Genomic DNA, 18,268 nt, shown 5'->3' on the forward strand with positions numbered 1-18,268 from the left:
CCCGCGCCGGGCAGCCCACAACGGCGGGTGCGGCGCGGGTGGCCGAGTCGCGCGCCGCTCGTGATCTACCGCGCCGCCGGGGGCGGACCCACCTCCCCGTATCCCAGATCCGACCCGGACATCGCCCCCCGAGGCAGCCGGGGCGGCCGGTAGCCACCCATGGCGCCCGCCCCCGGATCCGGCCGGACGGCCCCGAGCAGCGGGTTCGCCGCGATCGGTGAGACCTTCACGCGGGCGCCGAGCCGGGGTGCCTGCACCACCATGCCGTCGCCCAGGTACAGCGCCACGTGCGTGGCCTTGGGGAAGTAGATGACCAGGTCGCCGGGGCGCAGCTCGCTCAGCGGCACGCGGGGGAGCTGCGCCCACTGCTCCTGGCTGGTCCGGGGGATGTCCCGCCCCGCGTGCCCCCACGCCTGCGAGGTGAGACCGGAGCAGTCGTACCTCTTCGGGCCCTGCGCGCCCCACTCGTACGGTTTGCCGATCTGCCGCACCGCGTACGCGAGGGCCCGGTCGCCCTCGCGCGACGGCGCCCGCGACGGCGCCCCGGCCGCCGCCGCACCCGCGCTGCCGCTCAGCGCGCCCGACGCGAGGAACTTCCGCTGCGCGTCCGCCGTCCCGGCGTCCTCGGCCTGCCGCAACTGCGCGAGCTGGTCCTCGCTCAACGCGGCCAACAACTCCTCGACATCGTTCAGCTGCTTCTTGACCGTGTCCCGATCCTTCTTCTCCCGCTCCGCCAGGGCGAGTTGAGAGGTGAGGGCCTGCTGCGCCGCGCCCGCGAGCCCGGCCGCCTTCCGCTCGCCCCCGACGAGCCGCTCCACCGCCGCCGCGCGCTCGGCCGCGACCCGCCCGAGGACGTGCCCCTGGTCGAGGGCCTGCTGGGGGTCGCGAGCGAGGAGCAGCCGCAGATACGGGGGGTACTCACCCGCGATGCCCCCCTGATACTGCTCTCGCGCGAACCGTCCCGCGGCCCCTTTGCTGTCCCGCACGGACGTCCGCGCCTTGCTGAGCTCCCCACCGAGCTTCCTCACCTCGGCCCGCTGCTTCTTCAGCTTGTCCGCCGTGGTGTTGTACGCCTCGGACGCCTCCTCGGCCTTCTGGTACAGCCCCTGAAGGTCCGTCAGCAACTCGGCCACGGAACGCCCGGCGGCGCCGCCGACGCCCGGTCCGGGCGCAGGGACGGGGGCGGCATAAGCCGGAGACGGAAAGGGAAACGGAGACAGAGACGGGGGCGCGGCCGCGAGCAGCACCCCCGCGACGGCGGCCGTACAAACCCGCTGCAGCAGCTTGCCTGACACCTCATCACCTCCGGTGCGGGAGCGGCCCCTCCGCCCCGCACCGCGAGCATCAGCCGCCCCCGGGCCCCCCGCTCGCGGACACGGATCGCTCGGCGCAACACCATCACTCGTCCAGGGCTCATCCCCCCCACCCCGGCGCGCCACACTTGCCACACCCCCACCCCGCGCCCAACTGCCCCCGCCCCCACCACCCTGCAGCCGCCTGGTCCACTCACGCCGCAACCCGCCACCCAGCTAGTGCCGGTCAGCCCGCCCACCCCGTGGCCACCCACCCCACCCGTGCCGGTCAGCCCGCCCACCCCGTGGCCACCCACCCCACCCGTGCTGGTCAGCCCGCCCACCCCGCCACCCCGCGATCGGGCCCACCGTCCCGTGGACAGCTGGACAGCTGGGCCGCTCGCGCCGGTCGGGCCCGCCACCCCGCGATCGGGCCCACCGCCCCGTGGGCAGCTGGGCCGCCCAGGGGGCGGCACGGGTGGGCACGGGGCGGCCCCCGACGTCGCCGGGCTGCGACCCACTACCTCGGGTCACCACGACAACGGCACCCCCACCCCCACACCCGCACAGGGCCCTACTCCGGCCCCGCCCTCTACTCCGGCCCCGCCCCCGAGTCCGAGCCCGCCCCCGCCCCACGCTCCGGCTTGGACCACGGCCACTTCAGCCCCTTGAGTCCCTTGAGCCCCCCGGCCCCACCCTCGGACCCGCCCCCGCCCCCGTCGTCGTACTCGTAAAGCCACCCCTGATGCAGCCCCAACCGCCCACTCCTGGCCGCCTGGACCCGGCGGTACACGAGGACGGTCGGGGGCCCGCCCGCGTCGTCCGGCACCGGGACGCGGTAGACCTTCGGCGGGTGACCCGTCGGGCCGAGCAGAACAGGAAGGACGCGGCCGTCCAGGGGCCCGCCCACGAACGGGGTGTCTTCGCTCTTCACCCGACCAGTGTCACAGCTGACCCCCACCCCGCCTCACAGCTGCCCCCCACCACACCTCACAGCAGATGCGCCGCGTCACTCACCACAGGCAGCACGCGCCGCGCAAGCGCGGCGACCGGCCCCTCGGACGTCTCCATGCCGAGCGCGGACCGCACGACGTCCGCGGTCTGCGCATCCCGCCCGGCCGTCACCGTGAGCACCGCCATGAACTGCTCCACGAGCCAGTCCCGCAACTCCTCCACCGGCGGTTCCTTCTCCGCGTCGAGCCAGATCAGCGAGGCCGCCTCCACGGACGTGATCCACATCCGGACGGTCATCCGCAGCCGGGGCCCCGGATCCGCCACGTCCAGGTGGGACAGGATGTGCTCGGCCGCGGCCCGCCGCACCCCGTCCACGATCGCCGTCGTCCGCGAGGTCTCCACCACGCTGCCGCCCTGCAGCAGCGCGCTGAACCCCGCGTCGTGCTCGTCGACGAAGGCCAGGTACCGGTCGAGCGCCCGCGCGAGCCGCAGCGAGAGCGGCCCCTCCGGCGGCTCGTCGAAGCAGTCGGTGAGCGCGTCGGCGGCGGAGGTCAGCGCGGCCTCGTACAACTGCTGCTTGCCGCCCGTGAAGTAGCGGTACACCAGCGGCCGCGACACCCCGGCGGCCTCCGCCACGTCGTCGAGGGAGACCTCTTCGGGGGCGCGGTGCGCGAAGAGGGTGAGCGCGGCGGTGATGATCTGCCGCCGCCGCTCCTCGACGCTGAGGCGCCGGTAGGCGCGGGTGGGAGCGGGCGAGGTCATGCTCCGCAGCGTAACCGTGTTCTCGCGCACCTGAGGGGTGAGGTGGCCTACTGACGCCCCTGCGCCGACACCGAGGCCCGCCCCGCCCTGGCCCGTCCTGCCCCTACGCCAACAACCCCGAAGACCTCCAGAGCCTCCGCCCGACCCCCCGCATCACCCCGATGTCGTCGAGGAAGTCCGTCAGCCGCTTCGCCCCGGTCTGCATGACCTCCCGCCGATGCCTGCTCGCCTTCACCTGCGCCACCGCCTCGCGCCGGTCGAGCCCGACATCCGAGTAGACCTTGGGGTTCACGAAGGCGAGGGAGAAGACGCGCGCCGCCTCCCCGCAGCTGAGTCGCGTCAGCTCGCGCTCCCACGCGGGCGCCGACACCATCTGGCGCCGCAACTCCTCGCGCGCGTACCGGACATGGCGGGCCTCCTCGACCACATGGATGCGCGTGACGCCCCGTACGAGGGGCTGGACGCGCTCGTCCGGGAAGGTCAGCCGCTGCATCCAGTCCAGGATCTCCTCGCCGAGCAGCGTGCAGGCGAAGGAGCCGGGCGTCGTCGAGACCGTCTTCAGCACGCGGGCGAGGTTGTGGTTGATCCAGGTGACGGGGTACGTGGGGGCGCCGCCCTTGTGGATCATGCGGGCGAACATCATGGAGTGCCGGCACTCGTCGGCGATCTCCGTCAGCGCGTACCGCACGTGCTTGCTGGTCAGTGGCTTGTCGTAGATGTGCCGGACGAGCAGCTGCATCAGGATGATCTCGAACCAGATGCCGAGCGAGGCAAGGGACGCCGCCTCGTGCCGGGCCAGGTCCATCCGCTGTTCCTCGGACATCCGCCGCCACAGGGGGGTGTCGTACAGCGACACGAGCTCCGGCGGCCAGAACCACTTGCCGTCCTCGACCGGCGCCTCCCAGTCGAGCTCCTCGTCCGGGTCGAAGGAGTGCTTGGCGGAGGACTCGAGGAGGCGCTCGGCCACCTGCTCACGGTCCTTGAGGAACCCGAGCGCGTCCCGCAGCGCGGTCAGGTCGTCGTCCGTCATGGTCGTCATGACTGCCCCTGAACTCTCGTGACGTACTGGGTGGACTCGAACTCGCTTGCACACATGGCGAGTTACCGCCGGTCACTCTTTATGAGACTACCTGTCAGCAACGTCGTCAATCCCTCGTGCACGCCCCTGTACAACTTGTTGACCCCACGTCTAGGAGCGTGTGAGCCTGCGGAGTATGTCGACGCATGAGCTCTACACGAAGCCGCCGAGTGAGCCCAACTGGTCGGTGCCCGCGGCCGGTTCAGCCCGCTTCAGCTGGGAGTACGACGACGGGAGCGACCGCCTCCTCGCCCTCTACCAGAAGGGCAAGGACAAGCAGTGGGACGGCGCCAAGCGCATCGACTGGGACCTGGAGGTCGACCCCAACGACCCCCTCGGCACCCCCGACGAGGCCCTCACGCTCTACGGCACCCGCCACTGGGCGAAGATGACCGACAAGGACAAGGGCGAGCTGCGCAACCACTACGCCTCCTGGCAGTTCAGCCAGTTCCTCCACGGCGAGCAGGGCGCGATGGTCTGCGCCGCCCGCATCGTCGAATCCGTCCCCAACCTGGACGCGAAGTTCTACTCCGCCACCCAGACCATGGACGAGGCCCGGCACGCCGAGATCTTCGGCCGCTTCCTGCACGAGAAGGTCGGCCGCCTCTACCCGATCAACGACAACCTCCAGTCGCTGCTCGGCGACACCCTGCGCGACTCCCGCTGGGACATGCCGTACCTGGGCATGCAGGTCCTCATCGAGGGCCTCGCGCTCGCCGCCTTCGGCATGATCCGCGACACCACGGACCAGCCCCTGCCCAAGCAGATCCTCGCGTATGTGATGCAGGACGAGGCCCGCCACGTCGCCTTCGGCCGCATGGCGCTGCGCGACTACTACAAGCAGCTCACCGACGCCGAACTCCGCGAGCGCGAGGAGTTCGTCATCGAGGGCTGCTACCTGATGCGCGACCGCCTGCGCGGCGTCGAGGTCCTGGAGAACCTCGGCATCTCCAGGGCGGAGGCGGACGAGTACAGCGAACAGTCCGAATACCTGGCCCTCTTCCGCCAGTTGCTCTTCTCCCGCATCGTCCCCTGCGTCAAGGACATCGGCCTGTGGGGCAAACGCCTCCAGGAGGCATACGTGGACATGGGCGTCTTCGACCTGGGCAACGCCAACCTCGACCAGCTCATGGAGCAGGACGAGGAGATCGCGGAGAAGCTGGACGCGGAGAGGTTCGCGGCGGAGGAGCAGGAGCGAGTGGAGGAAGTGCAGGAGGCGATCGACGCAGGGCGCGACTAGCCCGTCCGACGCTCGAGGACGAGGCGGCGTTCAGCACCGCCCCCGCCCCCTTCTCAGCCTGTCCGGCGTTTGAGGACGAGGCCGTTCAGGCCGATGGGGGCAAGGGGCGAAGCCCCAAGAAGGGAGCGCCCCAGGGCCGCGGAGCGGCGGTTTCGGGAAGGGGCGGGCTTGGGGAAAGGGAAAAACCCCTAAGACCCGAGCACCGACTCCATCACGGCACGAGCAACGGGCGCCGCACTCCCACCCCCGCTGATGTCCCCCCGATCGGCGGACGCGTCCTCCACCACCACGGCCACCGCCACCGCCGGCTCCCCGTCATCGGGCCCCTGCGCCCACGAGATGAACCACGCATACGGCGTACCGGAGTTGTCCACCCCGTGCTGCGCCGTCCCCGTCTTGCCCCCCACCGTCACCCCGGGAATCGCCGCGTTCTTCCCGGTCCCCTCCTCCACGACATCCGTCATCAGCTCCCGCAGCTGCATCGCGGTCCCCGGATTCATCGCCTGGTGCAGCGTCTTCGTACCGCCGGAGTTCACCGTGTCCCCGTCCTCGGTGGTCGTCCTGTCCACCAGGTACGGCGACTTGACGGACCCCCCGCTCGCCACGGCGGCCGAGACCATCGCCATCTGCAGGGGCGTGGCCCGCGTGTCGTACTGCCCGATCGACGACAGGGCGAGCTGCGCCTTGTCCATGGACGTGTCGAAATGGGATGTCGCCACGCTCGAAGGAACCTTCAAGTCACCGTCATTGAAGCCGAAGTTCTGCGCGGTGGAGGCCATGGGCGCGAGCCCCGTATCGGCCCCCAGCTTCGCGAAGACGGTGTTGCAGGACCACTCGAAGGCGTACCGCAGCGGCGCGTCGGTGCAGCCCTCCACCTCGTTGCTGAGCTGCGTGCTGGTGCCGGGCAGCGTGTACGGGTCGGGGGACTCGGTCGGCGCGTCCAGGTCGGTGACCGTCCCCGCGTCGAGCGCCGCCGCCGCCGTCACCACCTTGAACGTGGAGCCCGGCGGATACGTCTGCCGCAGCGCCCGGTTCAGCATCGGCTTGTCAGGGTCGGAGTTGAGCGAGGACCAGCTCCTGGTGACGGACGAGCTGGTGCCGGAGAGCCGTCCCGGGTCGTACGAGGGCGTGGAGACGAGCGCGAGGATCTTCCCGGTGGCGGGCTCGATCGCCGCGACGGCGCCCTTCTTGCCGCCGAGACCGGAGTAAGCGGCCTGCTGGGCGGCCGGGTTGAGGGTGGTGACGACTCTGCCGCCGGGGTTCTGACTCCTGGTGATGTCGTTCCACAGGGGGAGCGGGGCGAGCATCGGGTCGGTGCCGGAGAGGATGTCGTCCTCGGCGTGCTCCAGGAAGGTGGTGCCGTAGACCTGGGAGGCGAAGCCGGTGACGGGGGCGTACAACGGCCCGTTCGTGTACGTCCGTTCATAGCGGAGCTGCTCGCCGGTGTCCTTGGACCCGGTGACCGTGCGCCCGTCCACCATGATGTCGCCGCGCGGCTGGTCGAAGCGGGTGATGGCCCCCCGGCGGTTGGCGGGGTTGTCGTCGAGCGACTCGGACTGCACGACCTGCACGCGCGTGGCGTTGACGAGGAGCGCGACGAGCAGCAGCGCGCAGAAGGCGGCGGCGTGCCGGATGTACCGGGTCATGCGACCCCCTCCGCCAGGGGCTGGCTGCGCGCGGAGTCACTGACCCGGATGAGGAGCGCGACGATGATCCAGTTCGTGACGACGGACGAACCTCCCTGTGCGAGAAAGGGCATGGCCATCCCCGTCAGCGGAATGAGCCCCATGACACCGCCCGCGATGACGAAGACCTGGAGCGCCACGATCGAGGCGAGCCCGATCGCGAGGAGCCGCCCGAAGGGGTCCCGCAGCGAGAGCCCGGCCCGGTAGCCGCGCTCCACGAGCAGCGCGTACAGCAGGAAGATCGCGCACAGCCCGGTGAGCCCGAGCTCCTCGCCCGCCGTCGCCAGGATGAAGTCGGACTTCGCGGCGAACCCGATGAGGATCGAGTGGCCGAGCCCGAGCCCGGTGCCGAGCATGCCCCCGGCCGCGAACGCGAAGAGGGACTGGGCGAGTTGATTGGGTCCCTGCCCCGCGTCGATGGAGGCGAAGGGGTGCAGCCAGTCCTCGACGCGCTGGTGCACGTGCGGCTCCAGCGAGCCGACCACGAACGCCCCGACCCCCGCGAGCAGCAGCCCCACGGCGATCCACCCGGTGCGCCCGGTGGCCACGTACAGCAGCACCACGAACAGCCCGAAGAACAGCAGGGACGTCCCGAGGTCCCGCTCCAGCACGAGCACCCCGACACTGATCAGCCAGATGGCGACGATCGGCCCGAGCACCCGGCCGGTGGGCAGCTGCAGCCACTTGAGGCGCTTCCACAGGGTGCGGCCGGTGTACGCGAGGGCGTTGCGGTTGGCGGCGAGGTAGCTGGCGAAGAAGACGGCGAGCAGGATCTTCGCGAACTCGCCCGGCTGGATGGAGAAGCCGCCGATCCGGATCCAGATGCGGGCCCCGTTCACGGCGGGGAAGAAGATGGGCACGATCATCAGCACGAGCGCAGCGACGACCGACACATACGCATACCGCTGCAGCACGCGATGGTCGCGCAGCAGCACCACGACCCCGATGAAGAGGGCGACCCCGACCGTCGACCAGACGAGCTGCGTGAGCGCCGCCTCGTCCCCCGGCGTCTCCAGGTCGAGCCGGTAGATGAGCACGAGCCCGAGCCCGTTGAGCAGCACGGCGATGGGCAGGAGCAGCGGATCCGCGTACGGGGCACGGAGGCGGACCGCGAGGTGCGCGAGGAGCGCGAGCACGCCGAGCCCGGCGCCGTAACCTGCGGCGCCGGGCGGGACGGAGCCGTTGTGCGCGAGGCCGACATCGCAGTAGCCGTACACGGAGAGCAGGACGGCGACGACGATCAGGGTGAGCTCGGTGCCGCGCCGCCGGGGGAGTCGGACCGGGGGGACGGCGGGGACATCGGGGACACCGTGGGGTGCCTTGTCCGCGGTTGTTCCGGTCATGCCGGGAACGTAGCAAGCAAGATGCCCCAATCGACTGATTGCGCACGATGTCGGCCAAAACGACCTAGGGGGCGCTCACGCGCTCAGCACCAGCGGGGGACCTGCCCGATGTTGGAGATGTAGTGCGCGGCCCCCCACGCCCAGGTGCCGTCGGCGAGCAGGTACCAGAGGTTGTTCCGGTCCACGGTGTCACCGGTGGTCTTGCAGAAGATGCTGACGACCCTGCCGTAGGGCTCGCTGCGGATGACGTGGCTGCCCCGGGTGGGCGCGTCGCGCAGCAGCAGCCCGGACTTGGCGGTGATGCGCCCCTTGTAGACGGGCGGCGGATTGTTGGCGCTGCCGGCGCTGTCGGCGGCGACAGCGGGACCGACGACGGTGAGCGCGGTGAGAGCACCACCGGCGACGGCTATGCCGAACCGGGTGAGCGTACGGGTCGACCGCTGTGACATGGGGCCTCCTCTGAGGGAAGGACAGGACCGAGGCGGCCCATGGCCCACATAGGCCGCAATTCACACTAAAAGCGCCTCCAACCCCCCGCACGTCCGTCCAGCCCGTCCGGCGATTGAGGACGAGGCCGTTCAGGCCGAACGGGGTCAGGGGCGGAGCCCCGGGACGGGACGGTCAGGGGCGGAGAGGGCGAAGAAGCCTACGGCTCAGCCACATCCGACCGGTCGGATACGCCCATTGGGGCGCCCCCGCCCCCACCCTCCTCGCCCGCCTCGACCCCCGGCAGGGTCAACGTGGCCACAGCCCCCCCGTCCACCGCATTGGCGAACCCCAGCCGAGCCCCCAGCACCCGCGCCTGCCCCAGCGCGATCGTCAGCCCCAGCCCATGCCCCTTCGTACCCCCCTCGGTACGGAACCGCTGCGGCCCGTGCTCCACCAGATAGTCCGGATACCCCTCCCCGTGGTCCCGCACAGTGATCACGGGCCCGTCCACGGTCAGCACCACGGGCCCCGCCCCGTGCTTGTGCGCGTTGGCGACGAGATTCCCCAGCACCCGCTCCAGCCGCCGCCGGTCCGTCTCGACCCGCAGATCCCGCACCACCTGGATCTCCGTCTCCGTCCCGGAAGCCCGCACCACCCGCTCCGCCAGTGGAGCGAGCCGGTCGGTGTCCAGGTCGAGGCGCTCACTGCGCGAGTCGAGCCGCGAGATCTCCAGCAGGTCCTCGGTGAGGGTGCGCAGCGCCGCGACCCGGTCCCGCACCAGCTCCGTCGGCCGCCCCGGCGGCAGCAGCTCGGCCGCCGCGTGCAGCCCGGTCAGCGGCGTCCGCAGCTCGTGCGCCACGTCCGCGGTGAACCGCTGCTCGCTCAGGAGCTTGCCCTGCAGCGAGGAGGCCATGGTGTCGAGGGCCCCGGCGACGGCGGCCACCTCGTCCTGGTGGCGGGCGGGGTCATGGGTCCGCAGATCGTTCACCCGGGCGTCCAGGTCCCCCTTGCTGATCTTCCGCGCGACCTGCGCCGTCTGGTGCAGCCGTCGCGTCACCCGGGTCACGGCGAAGGCGCCCACGAGCAGCGTCGCCCCGATCGCGAGCGCCGAGGAACCGACGATCGCCCGGTCGAGCCCGTCGATGGTGCGGGCCCCCTGCGCGTAGTCGACCTCGACGGCGATCGCCCGGCCCCCGTCCGCGGGCCCGGCCGCCCACATCGTCGGCCGGGAGTCGTGGTCGCCGACCATCGTGGCGCGCTGCCCGCTCACCGCGAGCTTCCGCAGCTGCTCGGGCAGGCCCGGCGGATCGACGCCCGCCCCGGGCCCGAGGCGGTCGCCCGCCTGGTAGTGCGTGGTGGCGTCCTCGAGCCGGGTGAGCGCGCGCTCCCGGGCCTGGTTCACGGTCTGGTTGGTCACCGAGACATGGACGAGGACGCCGAGGAGCGCGGCGAGCGCGCAGCACATGACGGTGATGAAGACCGCGGCCTTCCACGTCAGGGTCGAGGCCCACGCGGGCCACCGCGGCCCGCGCGGCAGCCGGTGCCCGGTCACTGACCGCCACCCGCGGAGGGCGAGGGCGACTCGGCGGGGGACGGCGACTCGGACGACGGCACCGGGGTCCCGGACGGCGGCGCACTCTTGGAGCGCACGATCTCGTCGTTCGCCGGCAGCATCGTCTTCTGGTGCGCGTCCCAGGACCAGGAGGTCCGGTACTCGTATCCGGGCAGGCTGGAGACGGCCCGGACGATCAGCTGCCGCCCCGCCAGCTCCACCCCGATGACGGCGTCCCCCATCTCCATGATCTGCGTCAGCTTCCCCTGCTCCATGGCGTAGACGCGGATGTCCAGCTCGTCGTTGGCCATGTGCACGCCGACGATCAGGTCGTCCTTGCCGTCCCCGGTCAGATCCCGGTAGTACGCCTTCAGGAGCGGGCACGAGCCGCCGCCCCCGCCCTTCTCCGCGCTCTCCCCGCACTCCTCCAACTGCTGGAGCGTCTTCTCGTACGCGGTGTCGCCGCGGCTGTACGTCCCCGGGTGGGCGACGAAGTCGGCGCGCACGACCTTGACGGGGTCGACCTTGTGCAGGTCCCCGCCGGGCACGGTGACGTCGTCGACGGTCACGCTCTCTATGGCGCCGTAGTCCTCGGCGGGCGAGGACGCCGGGGGCAGATTCGGCCAGAGGTGGGTCGGCCCGTCCGCCGTCGGTGTCGGTCCGGCGCCGCGCACCCCGCCGGGATCGCCGCAGCCGCCGGCCAGCGCCGCGACGGACACGGCGAGGACGGCGGCGACCACGAGGTGGCTGCGGCGCTTCACGGCACTCCTGACTCCTGCGGGCCGCGCAGCCGCCGCCGGTGGTGGCGGTCTACTGCACGAGGTCGGCGTAGAGAATGATGTTGTCGGCGCGGTGACCGCCCACGATGGGCCCGCCGCAGGTCAGCAGGCGCAGCTCCGGACGGTCGGTCGCCCCATACACCTTATTGGTGGGGAAATTCTTTTTGTCCACCTGCTGAATCTCGCGCACCTTGAACTTCGCCGTGGATCCGTCGGCCCGCGGTACCTCGATGGTGTCACCGACCTTCACTTTGGCGACGTTCTTCATCAGCGCGGGGCCGTTCGCGGTGTCGTAGTGCGCGACGAGCACGGACGCGCCCTTCTCGCCCGGGGTGACGCCCCCGGTCCACCAGCCCGGCTCGTCCGCCTTGTCGACCGGCGGGACCGCGAGCTCGCCGTCGCCGCCCACGCTGAGGTCCAGCATCGACGACGCGTCCACGCCCGCGGACGGGATGCGCAGGCCGGTGGGCTTGGACTTCTTCATCGGGGTGGCGCCCGACTTGGCGTGCGCGGCCGAGGCGTTGTCGACCTTCACGTCGGGGGCGTGCCCGCTGTTGCCGCTCTCGCCGCAGGCGATCAGGCCGAGGCCGAGCGCCGTGGTGAGGGCCGCGGCGACCGCGAGCCGGGTGCCGCGCCGCCGGGCGGGCGAGGGGGTCCCGTCGGTGGGGGACTCGGGCGGCAGGGTGTCGGTGGGGGTGCTCACGAGAACTCCTGAGGGGAGGTTAGGCACGGGGAAGGATGGCCCGCCGGGGGCGGAATCAGGAGGGTGCGGGGCCACCGCCCTTCCGGAGAAGGGCGGTGGCGGGCGAGGGGCCGGCCGGGTGGGGACGAGGCGGATCAGCTCTCGCTGCGGCCGCGGCGCAGCATCGCGAAGCCGAGGCCCGCGGCACCGGCGGCCGCCATGCCGCCGCCCGCCACCAGGAATGCCGGGTCCCCGCTCTCGCTCACGCCCTCGGCGCCGGCCTTGACGCCGCCCTTCGGGGTGACGGTCTTCTCGCCCTTGCGGTCCTGCGGCGTGACCTTGTTCTGGTCCTTCTTGTGGCCCTTGCCGCCCTGGTCCTTCTTGCCGTTCAGGTACGTGATGCCGACGTGGCCGTTGGAGGGGTAGACCTCGTACTTCACGCCGTTGTAGGTGATCGTCGGGTGGGTGGAGGAGAGGGTGGCGATGTTCTTGCCGCCGACGATGATCGTCGCGACGTACGCGCCGCCGCGGTTCTGGATCTTCGCCTTGGCGCCGTTGCCCAGGGTGACCTCGTAAACCGGCCCCCACTTGTTCCCGCCCTTGTCCTTGTCCTTGTCGCCCTTGTCCTGCTTCTTGCCGGACGGATCGTCCGTCTTCTTGTCGGTGCCCTTGTCGTGGTCGGTGCCCTTGTCCGTGCCCTTGTCCTTGTCGGGCTGCGGCGTCTGGGTCTGGGTGGTGGGCTCCGTCGAGGGGGAGTCGGCGAAGGCGGCGGTGGCCGGTATCAGCAGGGCCCCGCTGACGACAGTGGTGAGGGCGGCGGTGCGGACGAGGGAGTGGCGGCGCTTGGTGCTCACGGGACGTTCCTTACGCTCTGTCGGCTGGCCTGCGGTCGGCCTGCTGCGGGTCGGTCGGCTGATCGTTTCCGGCCTCATCGGCTGGACAACAACGAACTTAGATGTCCGTTATTGCGGCGATTCTTCGGCTTTGTAACAGCGCGCCATAACTGTGCAGACGGTGCCGTTACGGAGTTCCCACGCCTCAGCCCGCACACGGCCCAAAACCGCCCCAACTTCCGTTGGCGGCTGCGAGGTTCTTGCCCCCGGGCCGTCCCTGCTGCTCCCATGGTCGAGGGGGTGGTGAGCGTGACCGGACTGCGTGTCATGCCGGCCTGGAGGCATGGTCAGGAGCGCCTGTACGTCTGCCTTGCGAACGGCAGGAATGTCGCCTGGTACGACCGGGACGCGTCCCGGGTCAATCTCCTCAGCGAGGACCGCAAGGCGGACGTCATGCAGGTGCTGGCGCCCTTCCTGACCGGCAGCGTCACGGTCGGCCCGCCGCCGGTGCCGACCCCGGCCGAGCTGGCCCGCCTCACCCTCCACCCGGACGACGACCTGGCCCCGAACCGCCCCGGCGAGGCCCTCCAGATCTCCCTCGACCGCGATCCGGTCCCGGCCCGCAGGCTGCGCTCCGACGCGCGCCACCGCGCCCTCACCGCCGAGCAGGCCGTGGGGGACGCGCTCGACCGGCTCGACGGCGCGGGCTGGCACACCCTGCACTCCATCCCGCTGCCCGGCGGCTCCCGCATCCACCATCTGCTGATCGGCCCCGGCGGCCTCTTCTGCGTCACCACGCTCCACGCCCGCAAGCAGCGAGTGCGCATCGCCGACCCGATGGTCACGGTCGGCCGCGCGGAGCCGCGCCCCGTCCTGCGCACGCTCCGCGCGGACGCGAGCCGCGCCTCCTTCGCGCTCACGGCCGAGGTCCGCCCCGTCCTGGCCGTGGCCGGGGGAGCGGACCTCGATGTCGCGGCACCGCCACGCGACGTGCGGATCGTGTACGACACGGACGTGGCGGCGCTGGCCCGTGCGGGCGCCGTGCTGAAGTCGGCGGACGTGGAGGCCCTGCACGCACTGGCCCGCGACCGCCACACCTGGCTACGGGTCTGACCGCAGCCCTCGCTCGGCACCGCACGGCCTCACAGGTTGTCGCCCCACCCGCCCTGAATCATGGTCTGGAACGCCCACTGCCCGTCCCGCTTGACCAGGATGTCGGCGTACCGCAGCTGCTGGCTCTCGCCGCCCGCGGTCATCGTGGAGTCGGTGAACGCGACGGCAAGGGCGGAGGACAGAAAGACGGGCGTCCGCTGGGACTCGAAGACGATGTCCTCACTCCCTTCCCCCATCACCTGCGTCATGGTCGCGACGAACTGCTCCCGGTCCCACTGCGCCGTCCGCCCGTTCCCCGCGGAGTCGTCGCTGACCAGGTTGAGCGGGAACACGGCCAGGTCGGCCATGCCCTCCACATCGCGCTTGCCGCTCTGCACGTCATAAGCAGCGAACCAGGCATCGAGGCCGGCTCGATCCTCGTCGGTCGGCACATATCCGGTCTCGGGAAGAAAGGTCACGCGCTCTCCTGTCACTTCACCCTCCAGCAAGTCAAGTTTGACCAGCTGACAAGAACGATATGCCCGACCCCTCCATTAGTCAAACTTGATTACCAGTGACCCCGATCACACCACCATCAGGCCGACCACTTCGTGGCCGGGCCCACCGCCCCGTGGCCGGGCCCACCGCCCCGTGGCCGGGCCCACCGCCCCGTGGGCGACCGGGCCGCTCGTGCCGGTCGGGCCCGCCACCCTGCGATCGGGTCCGCCGTCCCGTGGGCAGCTGGGCCGCCCAGGGGGCGGCACGGGTGGGCACGGGACGGCCCCCGACGTCGCCGGGCTGCGACCCACTACCTCGGTCCCCACGACAACGGCACCCCCACACCCGAGACGGCACCGCACCCGCACCCCCTCCACCCGCACCCTCCACCCGCACCCTCCACCCGCACCCCACCTACGCCCCCGCTCACCGAACCCGCACCACCCCCACCACCCCATGCCGCTCCGAAGACCGCTGCAGCACCTCCACCACGACAACCGGCTCCCCCGGCAACGCCGAGTAGCTCACCTCCCCGATCCCCAAGGCGGTAGCCACCCCCACCCCCACCGGCTCCGGCAACACCCGCCCCGCCTCCACCCGCACCCCCGGCGCCAGCGGCGACGACACCACCGGACTCCCGTCCCCCGGCAACACCACCACCAGCGCCCGCGGCCGCCCCCGGCTCCCCGTGAAGCCCACGACCACCGCGTCACGCGTATCGCTGTGCCGCAGTTTCAGCCAGGCCCGCGCCCCACCCCGGTAGACCGAGTCGAGCCGCTTCGCCACCAGCCCCTCCACCCCGGTCGCGGGCAGCGTCTCGTACCAGATCAGGGCCTGCTCCCGGTCCGTCGTCATCGGCACCGCCTGCAGCGGCGGCCCGAGCGGCCCGAGCAGCCGTACGAGACGCTCGCGCCGCTCCTCGTAGGACAGCCCCCGGCAGTCCGCACCGCCCTCCGCGAGCAGGTCGAAGGCGGCGTACGAGGCGGGCAGCGAGCGGGCGAGCGCGGCGGCACGCGCGCGCGTGCCGTTCGCCCGCTGCTGCACGGCACCGAAGTCGATGCGCCCGTCGCGCCACACGACGACCTCCCCGTCCAGGACCGTGCCCGGCGGCAGCCGCTCCGCGGCCGCGGCGAGATCGGGGAAGGCGCCGGTGACGGTCCGCCCGGACCGCGCCTGCAGCCCGACACCACCTTCGCCCCCGTTCCCGCCCCCGCCTCGTACGAGCACGACGAGCCGATGCCCGTCGAACTTCGGCTCGTACGCCCAACCCCCGCTCTCCGGAAGCGAGTTGACCGCCTTGGCGAGCTCGACCGAGACCGGGGTGGGAAAGGGGAGCGCGGTCACGGCAGCGGCCGGGCGCGGTTGAGGTTGATGAGCGGGCCGAGCAGATCGCCGTACAGCCGCAGCCGCGGCGCGATGTCCGGCGCCCGGAAGACGAGCGGTGACGGGTCCGCCGCCTCCCGGCAGTGCTCGACCTCCTCCCACGTCACCGGCGTGGAAACGGTCGGCTCCGGCCGGGCCCGCAGCGTGTACGGGGCGGCGGTGGTCTTCGAGGCCGCGTTCTGGCTGAAGTCGACGAAGACCTTGCCGGGGCGCAGGCTCCGCGTCATGCGGTGCACGACGAGCTCCGGCAGCGCCTGCTCCGCCTCGACGGCGAGCTCCTTCGCGTACGCCGTGACCCGTTCGGACGGCGTCGGCTCCAGCGGCGCGAGCAGGTGCAGCCCCTTGCTCCCGGAGGTCTTGGCACAGACGTGCAGCCCGTCGGCGGCGAGCCGGTCGCGCAGCCAGAGCGCGGCCGCGCAGCACTCCACGACGGTGGCCGGAGCGCCCGGGTCGAGGTCGAGCACGAGCCGGTCGGCCCGCCCCGGGGCGTCGGCCTGCCACTGCGGCGTATGGAACTCCGTCACCAGATTGGCCGCCCACATCAGCGTGGCCATGTCCTGGACGAGGATCTGCCGGGCGGTGCCGTCCGAGCGCGGGACGTCGGCGGTGCGCACCCAGGCGGGGGTCCCGGGCGGCACGTTCTTGGCGAAGAAGCGCTGGCCGTCGGGCCCGTCGGGGAAGCGCAGGAAGGAGACGGGCCGGTTGTAGAGGTGGGCGAGCAGCGACCCCGCGGCCGTCGCGTAGTAGTGCAGCATCTCGCCCTTGGTGAAGCCGCTCGCGGGATAGAGGACCTTGTCGAGATTGCTGAGCGCAAGGCGTCGGCCCTCCACCTCTGTGATCGGCGTCATACGATGAGACTCACACAAACGCGGACAAACTGCCGCCAAGCCGGGGACTGCCTGCCCCCAAGGCGGGGCTACCTTCCCCCACCCCCCTCCCTACTGGTGTGAGGTGCCGGACGTGCGATCCATATGGAACGGTGCGATCTCCTTCGGTCTGGTCAGCATCCCGATCAAGCTCGTGAACGCGACCGAGAACCACTCGATCTCCTTCCGCCAGATCCACACGGAGGACGGCGGCCGCATCCGCTACCGCAAGGTCTGCGAGCTGGAGGACCGCGAGGTCACCCAGGCCGAGATCGGCAAGGGATACGAGGACGCGGACGGCTCGATCATCCCGATCACGGACGAGGACCTGTCGTCCCTCCCGATCCCCACGGCCAAGACGATCGAGATCGTGGCCTTCGTCCCCGCGGACCGCATCGACCCCCTCCAGATGGACGCGGCGTACTACCTGTCGGCCAACGGCGTCCCGGCGGCCAAGCCCTACACACTCCTCCGCGAGGCCCTCAAGCGCAGCCAGAAGGTGGCCATCGCGAAGTTCGCCCTGCGCGGCCGCGAGCGCCTCGGCATGCTCCGCGTCGTGGACGACGTCATCGCGATGCACGGCCTCCTGTGGCCCGACGAGATCCGCGTCCCCGAGGGCGTGGCCCCCGACAGTCACGTGACCGTGCGGGACGCCGAACTCGACCTGGCGGACGCCCTGATGGACACCCTGGGCGAGGTCGACATCTCGACGCTGCACGACGACTACCGCGCGGCCGTCGAGGACCTCATCGCCGCGAAGGTCGCGGGCGGCACCCCCGAGGCCCCGGCCCCCGTGGCCGAGGCGGGCGGCGGCAAGGTCATCGACCTGATGGCCGCCCTGGAGAACAGCGTCCGCGCGGCCCGCACGGCCCGCGGCGAGGAACCGGACGACGGCAAGGCCGATGGCAAGGACGACGGCAAGGTCGCCCGGGTCACCCCCCTCCCCGCCCGCAAGTCGGCCCGCGCGGAGCCCAAGCAGGTGGGCGGCAAGAAGTCGACGGCGAAGACGGCCAAGTCGGCGAAGAAGGCCCCGGCCAAGAAGGCGAAGTCGACGTCGGCATCGGCGTCGGCATCGACGAAGAAGACGGGCACGGCGTCGTCGTCGACGAGCGGGCGGAAGTCGGCGACGGCGAAGAAGACGGCGCAGTCCAAGGCGACGGCGAAGAAGACGACACCGAAGAAGCGCGCGTCGGCCTGAGCCCTACGGGGCTCCCGGCCCCCTCTCGCGGTCCGGGCTCTACGCCCCCGCCGCGGAGTGGCCGCTCTCGGAATGGGAGCTCTCGGAATAGGTGCTCCCGGAGTGGGAGCCCTCAGGACGGGTCTCAGATGGGGTGCTCTCAGGACGGGGGCCGTCAGGACGGGAGCTCCAAGGATCCTCAGCCACACCGTTCGCCACGAGCTCCTCGTAGACCCCGACCTTCCGCCGGATCAGGCTCAGACAGGCGTCGAGTTCCTCGATCCGGCGCCGGACCTCCGCCTCGTGCTCCCGCAGCAGGGCGAGCCGCTCCGCCTCGTTCCCCGGTCCCCGGCGGGCGAGTTCGGCGAAGTGGCGGATGGTGGCGAGCGGCATCCCGGAGGCCCGGAACTTCGTGCAGTTGCCGAGCCACTCCACGTCTAGCTCGCTGTAGAGACGACGGCCACCGGAATCCCGCCGCACCGGACCGATGAGGAGCCCCTCGCGCTCGTACAACCGCAGCGTGTGCACGCTCAATCCGGTGCGCTCGGAAACCTGCCCGATGCTCAGCCCGCCCCTGCGGCCGACCCCGACCCCATCAACCATGCCCCCACGCTACGACGTCG

Annotated in this window: 18 protein-coding genes; 3 read left to right on the forward strand and 15 right to left on the reverse strand. The window is 71.6% G+C overall.

Translation table 11 applies throughout. From position 1 onward, the window contains the following. Positions 1-65: 65 nt before the first annotated feature. From ACFWYM_RS40100 to ACFWYM_RS40115, 4 genes are all read right to left on the reverse strand, one after another. Positions 66-1,295 carry an NlpC/P60 family protein gene (locus ACFWYM_RS40100; RefSeq protein WP_384849003.1) on the reverse strand — a complete coding sequence of 410 codons (1,230 nt, stop codon included), beginning with the start codon at positions 1,293-1,295 and terminating at the stop codon, positions 66-68. A 589-nt stretch (positions 1,296-1,884) separates the two neighbouring features. Then, entirely contained in the window at positions 1,885-2,226 is a 342-nt protein-coding gene (locus ACFWYM_RS40105) for a hypothetical protein (protein WP_384849005.1), read from the reverse strand. 56 nt (positions 2,227-2,282) lie between these two features. Next, complete coding sequence (locus ACFWYM_RS40110) at positions 2,283-3,008, reverse strand: TetR/AcrR family transcriptional regulator (RefSeq protein ID WP_384849008.1); 726 nt, start codon at positions 3,006-3,008, stop codon at positions 2,283-2,285. Between the two features lie 103 nt (positions 3,009-3,111). Next, positions 3,112-4,047 (reverse strand): diiron oxygenase, encoded by a 936-nt coding sequence (locus ACFWYM_RS40115; protein WP_384849011.1) that lies wholly within the window; start codon positions 4,045-4,047, stop codon positions 3,112-3,114. Positions 4,048-4,222: 175 nt separating this feature from the next. Here ACFWYM_RS40115 and ACFWYM_RS40120 point away from each other — a divergent pair, with 175 nt between their 5' ends. Beyond that, positions 4,223-5,326, forward strand: a complete 1,104-nt coding sequence (locus ACFWYM_RS40120) for a ferritin-like domain-containing protein (protein ID WP_384849014.1) — start codon at positions 4,223-4,225, stop codon at positions 5,324-5,326. 188 nt (positions 5,327-5,514) lie between these two features. Here the strand turns inward: ACFWYM_RS40120 and ACFWYM_RS40125 are convergent, their stop codons facing one another. The 7 genes from ACFWYM_RS40125 to ACFWYM_RS40155 all read right to left on the reverse strand — a co-directional run bounded on the left by ACFWYM_RS40125 (position 5,515) and on the right by ACFWYM_RS40155 (position 12,650). Beyond that, positions 5,515-6,972, reverse strand: coding sequence for a penicillin-binding transpeptidase domain-containing protein (locus tag ACFWYM_RS40125; RefSeq protein WP_384849017.1), 1,458 nt, complete (start codon positions 6,970-6,972; stop codon positions 5,515-5,517). Further along, complete coding sequence (locus ACFWYM_RS40130) at positions 6,969-8,354, reverse strand: FtsW/RodA/SpoVE family cell cycle protein (RefSeq protein ID WP_384849020.1); 1,386 nt, start codon at positions 8,352-8,354, stop codon at positions 6,969-6,971. Before ACFWYM_RS40130 ends, ACFWYM_RS40125 begins: the two co-directional genes overlap by 4 nt. A gap of 83 nt (positions 8,355-8,437) precedes the next feature. Beyond that, positions 8,438-8,803 (reverse strand): SH3 domain-containing protein, encoded by a 366-nt coding sequence (locus ACFWYM_RS40135; RefSeq protein WP_384849022.1) that lies wholly within the window; start codon positions 8,801-8,803, stop codon positions 8,438-8,440. Between the two features lie 197 nt (positions 8,804-9,000). Beyond that, on the reverse strand, positions 9,001-10,248 hold the full coding sequence (locus ACFWYM_RS40140; protein ID WP_384849106.1) for an ATP-binding protein: 1,248 nt from the start codon (positions 10,246-10,248) through the stop codon (positions 9,001-9,003). An 83-nt stretch (positions 10,249-10,331) separates the two neighbouring features. Then, the gene (locus tag ACFWYM_RS40145) at positions 10,332-11,096 is read right to left on the reverse strand and encodes a hypothetical protein (RefSeq protein WP_384849025.1); all 765 of its coding nucleotides are present in this window, start codon (positions 11,094-11,096) and stop codon (positions 10,332-10,334) included. A gap of 49 nt (positions 11,097-11,145) precedes the next feature. Continuing rightward, complete coding sequence (locus tag ACFWYM_RS40150; RefSeq protein ID WP_384849028.1) at positions 11,146-11,817, reverse strand: class F sortase; 672 nt, start codon at positions 11,815-11,817, stop codon at positions 11,146-11,148. Positions 11,818-11,951: 134 nt separating this feature from the next. Further along, positions 11,952-12,650, reverse strand: a complete 699-nt coding sequence (locus ACFWYM_RS40155) for a hypothetical protein (protein ID WP_384849031.1) — start codon at positions 12,648-12,650, stop codon at positions 11,952-11,954. A gap of 288 nt (positions 12,651-12,938) precedes the next feature. Between ACFWYM_RS40155 and ACFWYM_RS40160 the strand changes: the two genes are divergently transcribed. Further along, complete coding sequence (locus ACFWYM_RS40160; protein WP_384849034.1) at positions 12,939-13,742, forward strand: nuclease-related domain-containing protein; 804 nt, start codon at positions 12,939-12,941, stop codon at positions 13,740-13,742. 29 nt (positions 13,743-13,771) lie between these two features. Here ACFWYM_RS40160 and ACFWYM_RS40165 read toward each other — a convergent pair whose 3' ends face one another. From ACFWYM_RS40165 to ligD, 3 genes are all read right to left on the reverse strand, one after another. Then, positions 13,772-14,200 carry a nuclear transport factor 2 family protein gene (locus ACFWYM_RS40165; protein ID WP_384849037.1) on the reverse strand — a complete coding sequence of 143 codons (429 nt, stop codon included), beginning with the start codon at positions 14,198-14,200 and terminating at the stop codon, positions 13,772-13,774. Between the two features lie 445 nt (positions 14,201-14,645). After that, positions 14,646-15,563, reverse strand: a complete 918-nt coding sequence (locus tag ACFWYM_RS40170; RefSeq protein ID WP_384849038.1) for an ATP-dependent DNA ligase — start codon at positions 15,561-15,563, stop codon at positions 14,646-14,648. Further along, positions 15,560-16,450 (reverse strand): non-homologous end-joining DNA ligase, encoded by an 891-nt coding sequence (gene ligD / locus ACFWYM_RS40175; RefSeq protein WP_384849040.1) that lies wholly within the window; start codon positions 16,448-16,450, stop codon positions 15,560-15,562. The genes ACFWYM_RS40170 and ligD overlap by 4 nt, the downstream gene beginning before the upstream one ends. 112 nt (positions 16,451-16,562) lie before the next feature. Between ligD and ACFWYM_RS40180 the strand changes: the two genes are divergently transcribed. Next, on the forward strand, positions 16,563-17,666 hold the full coding sequence (locus ACFWYM_RS40180; protein ID WP_384849043.1) for a Ku protein: 1,104 nt from the start codon (positions 16,563-16,565) through the stop codon (positions 17,664-17,666). Between the two features lie 39 nt (positions 17,667-17,705). On the opposite strand, the gene ACFWYM_RS40185 is transcribed toward ACFWYM_RS40180, so the two are convergent. After that, positions 17,706-18,248, reverse strand: a complete 543-nt coding sequence (locus ACFWYM_RS40185; protein WP_384849046.1) for a MerR family transcriptional regulator — start codon at positions 18,246-18,248, stop codon at positions 17,706-17,708. Positions 18,249-18,268: the final 20 nt, after the last annotated feature.

The organism is Streptomyces sp. NPDC059009, from assembly GCF_042740175.1.
Taxonomy (GTDB): domain Bacteria; phylum Actinomycetota; class Actinomycetes; order Streptomycetales; family Streptomycetaceae; genus Streptomyces.

Excerpts from the sequence above, each read along its gene's own strand:
- ACFWYM_RS40185 (WP_384849046.1), bottom strand. The coding sequence starts at position 18,248 with ATGGTTGATGGGGTCGGGGTCGGCCGCAGGGGCGGGCTGAGCATCGGG.
- ACFWYM_RS40115 (WP_384849011.1), bottom strand. The coding sequence starts at position 4,047 with ATGACGACCATGACGGACGACGACCTGACCGCGCTGCGGGACGCGCTC.
- ACFWYM_RS40140 (WP_384849106.1), bottom strand. The coding sequence starts at position 10,248 with ATGTGCTGCGCGCTCGCCGCGCTCCTCGGCGTCCTCGTCCATGTCTCG.
- ligD (WP_384849040.1), bottom strand. The coding sequence starts at position 16,450 with ATGACGCCGATCACAGAGGTGGAGGGCCGACGCCTTGCGCTCAGCAAT.
- ACFWYM_RS40135 (WP_384849022.1), bottom strand. The coding sequence starts at position 8,803 with ATGTCACAGCGGTCGACCCGTACGCTCACCCGGTTCGGCATAGCCGTC.
- ACFWYM_RS40125 (WP_384849017.1), bottom strand. The coding sequence starts at position 6,972 with ATGACCCGGTACATCCGGCACGCCGCCGCCTTCTGCGCGCTGCTGCTC.
- ACFWYM_RS40110 (WP_384849008.1), bottom strand. The coding sequence starts at position 3,008 with ATGACCTCGCCCGCTCCCACCCGCGCCTACCGGCGCCTCAGCGTCGAG.
- ACFWYM_RS40130 (WP_384849020.1), bottom strand. The coding sequence starts at position 8,354 with ATGACCGGAACAACCGCGGACAAGGCACCCCACGGTGTCCCCGATGTC.
- ACFWYM_RS40120 (WP_384849014.1), top strand. The coding sequence starts at position 4,223 with ATGTCGACGCATGAGCTCTACACGAAGCCGCCGAGTGAGCCCAACTGG.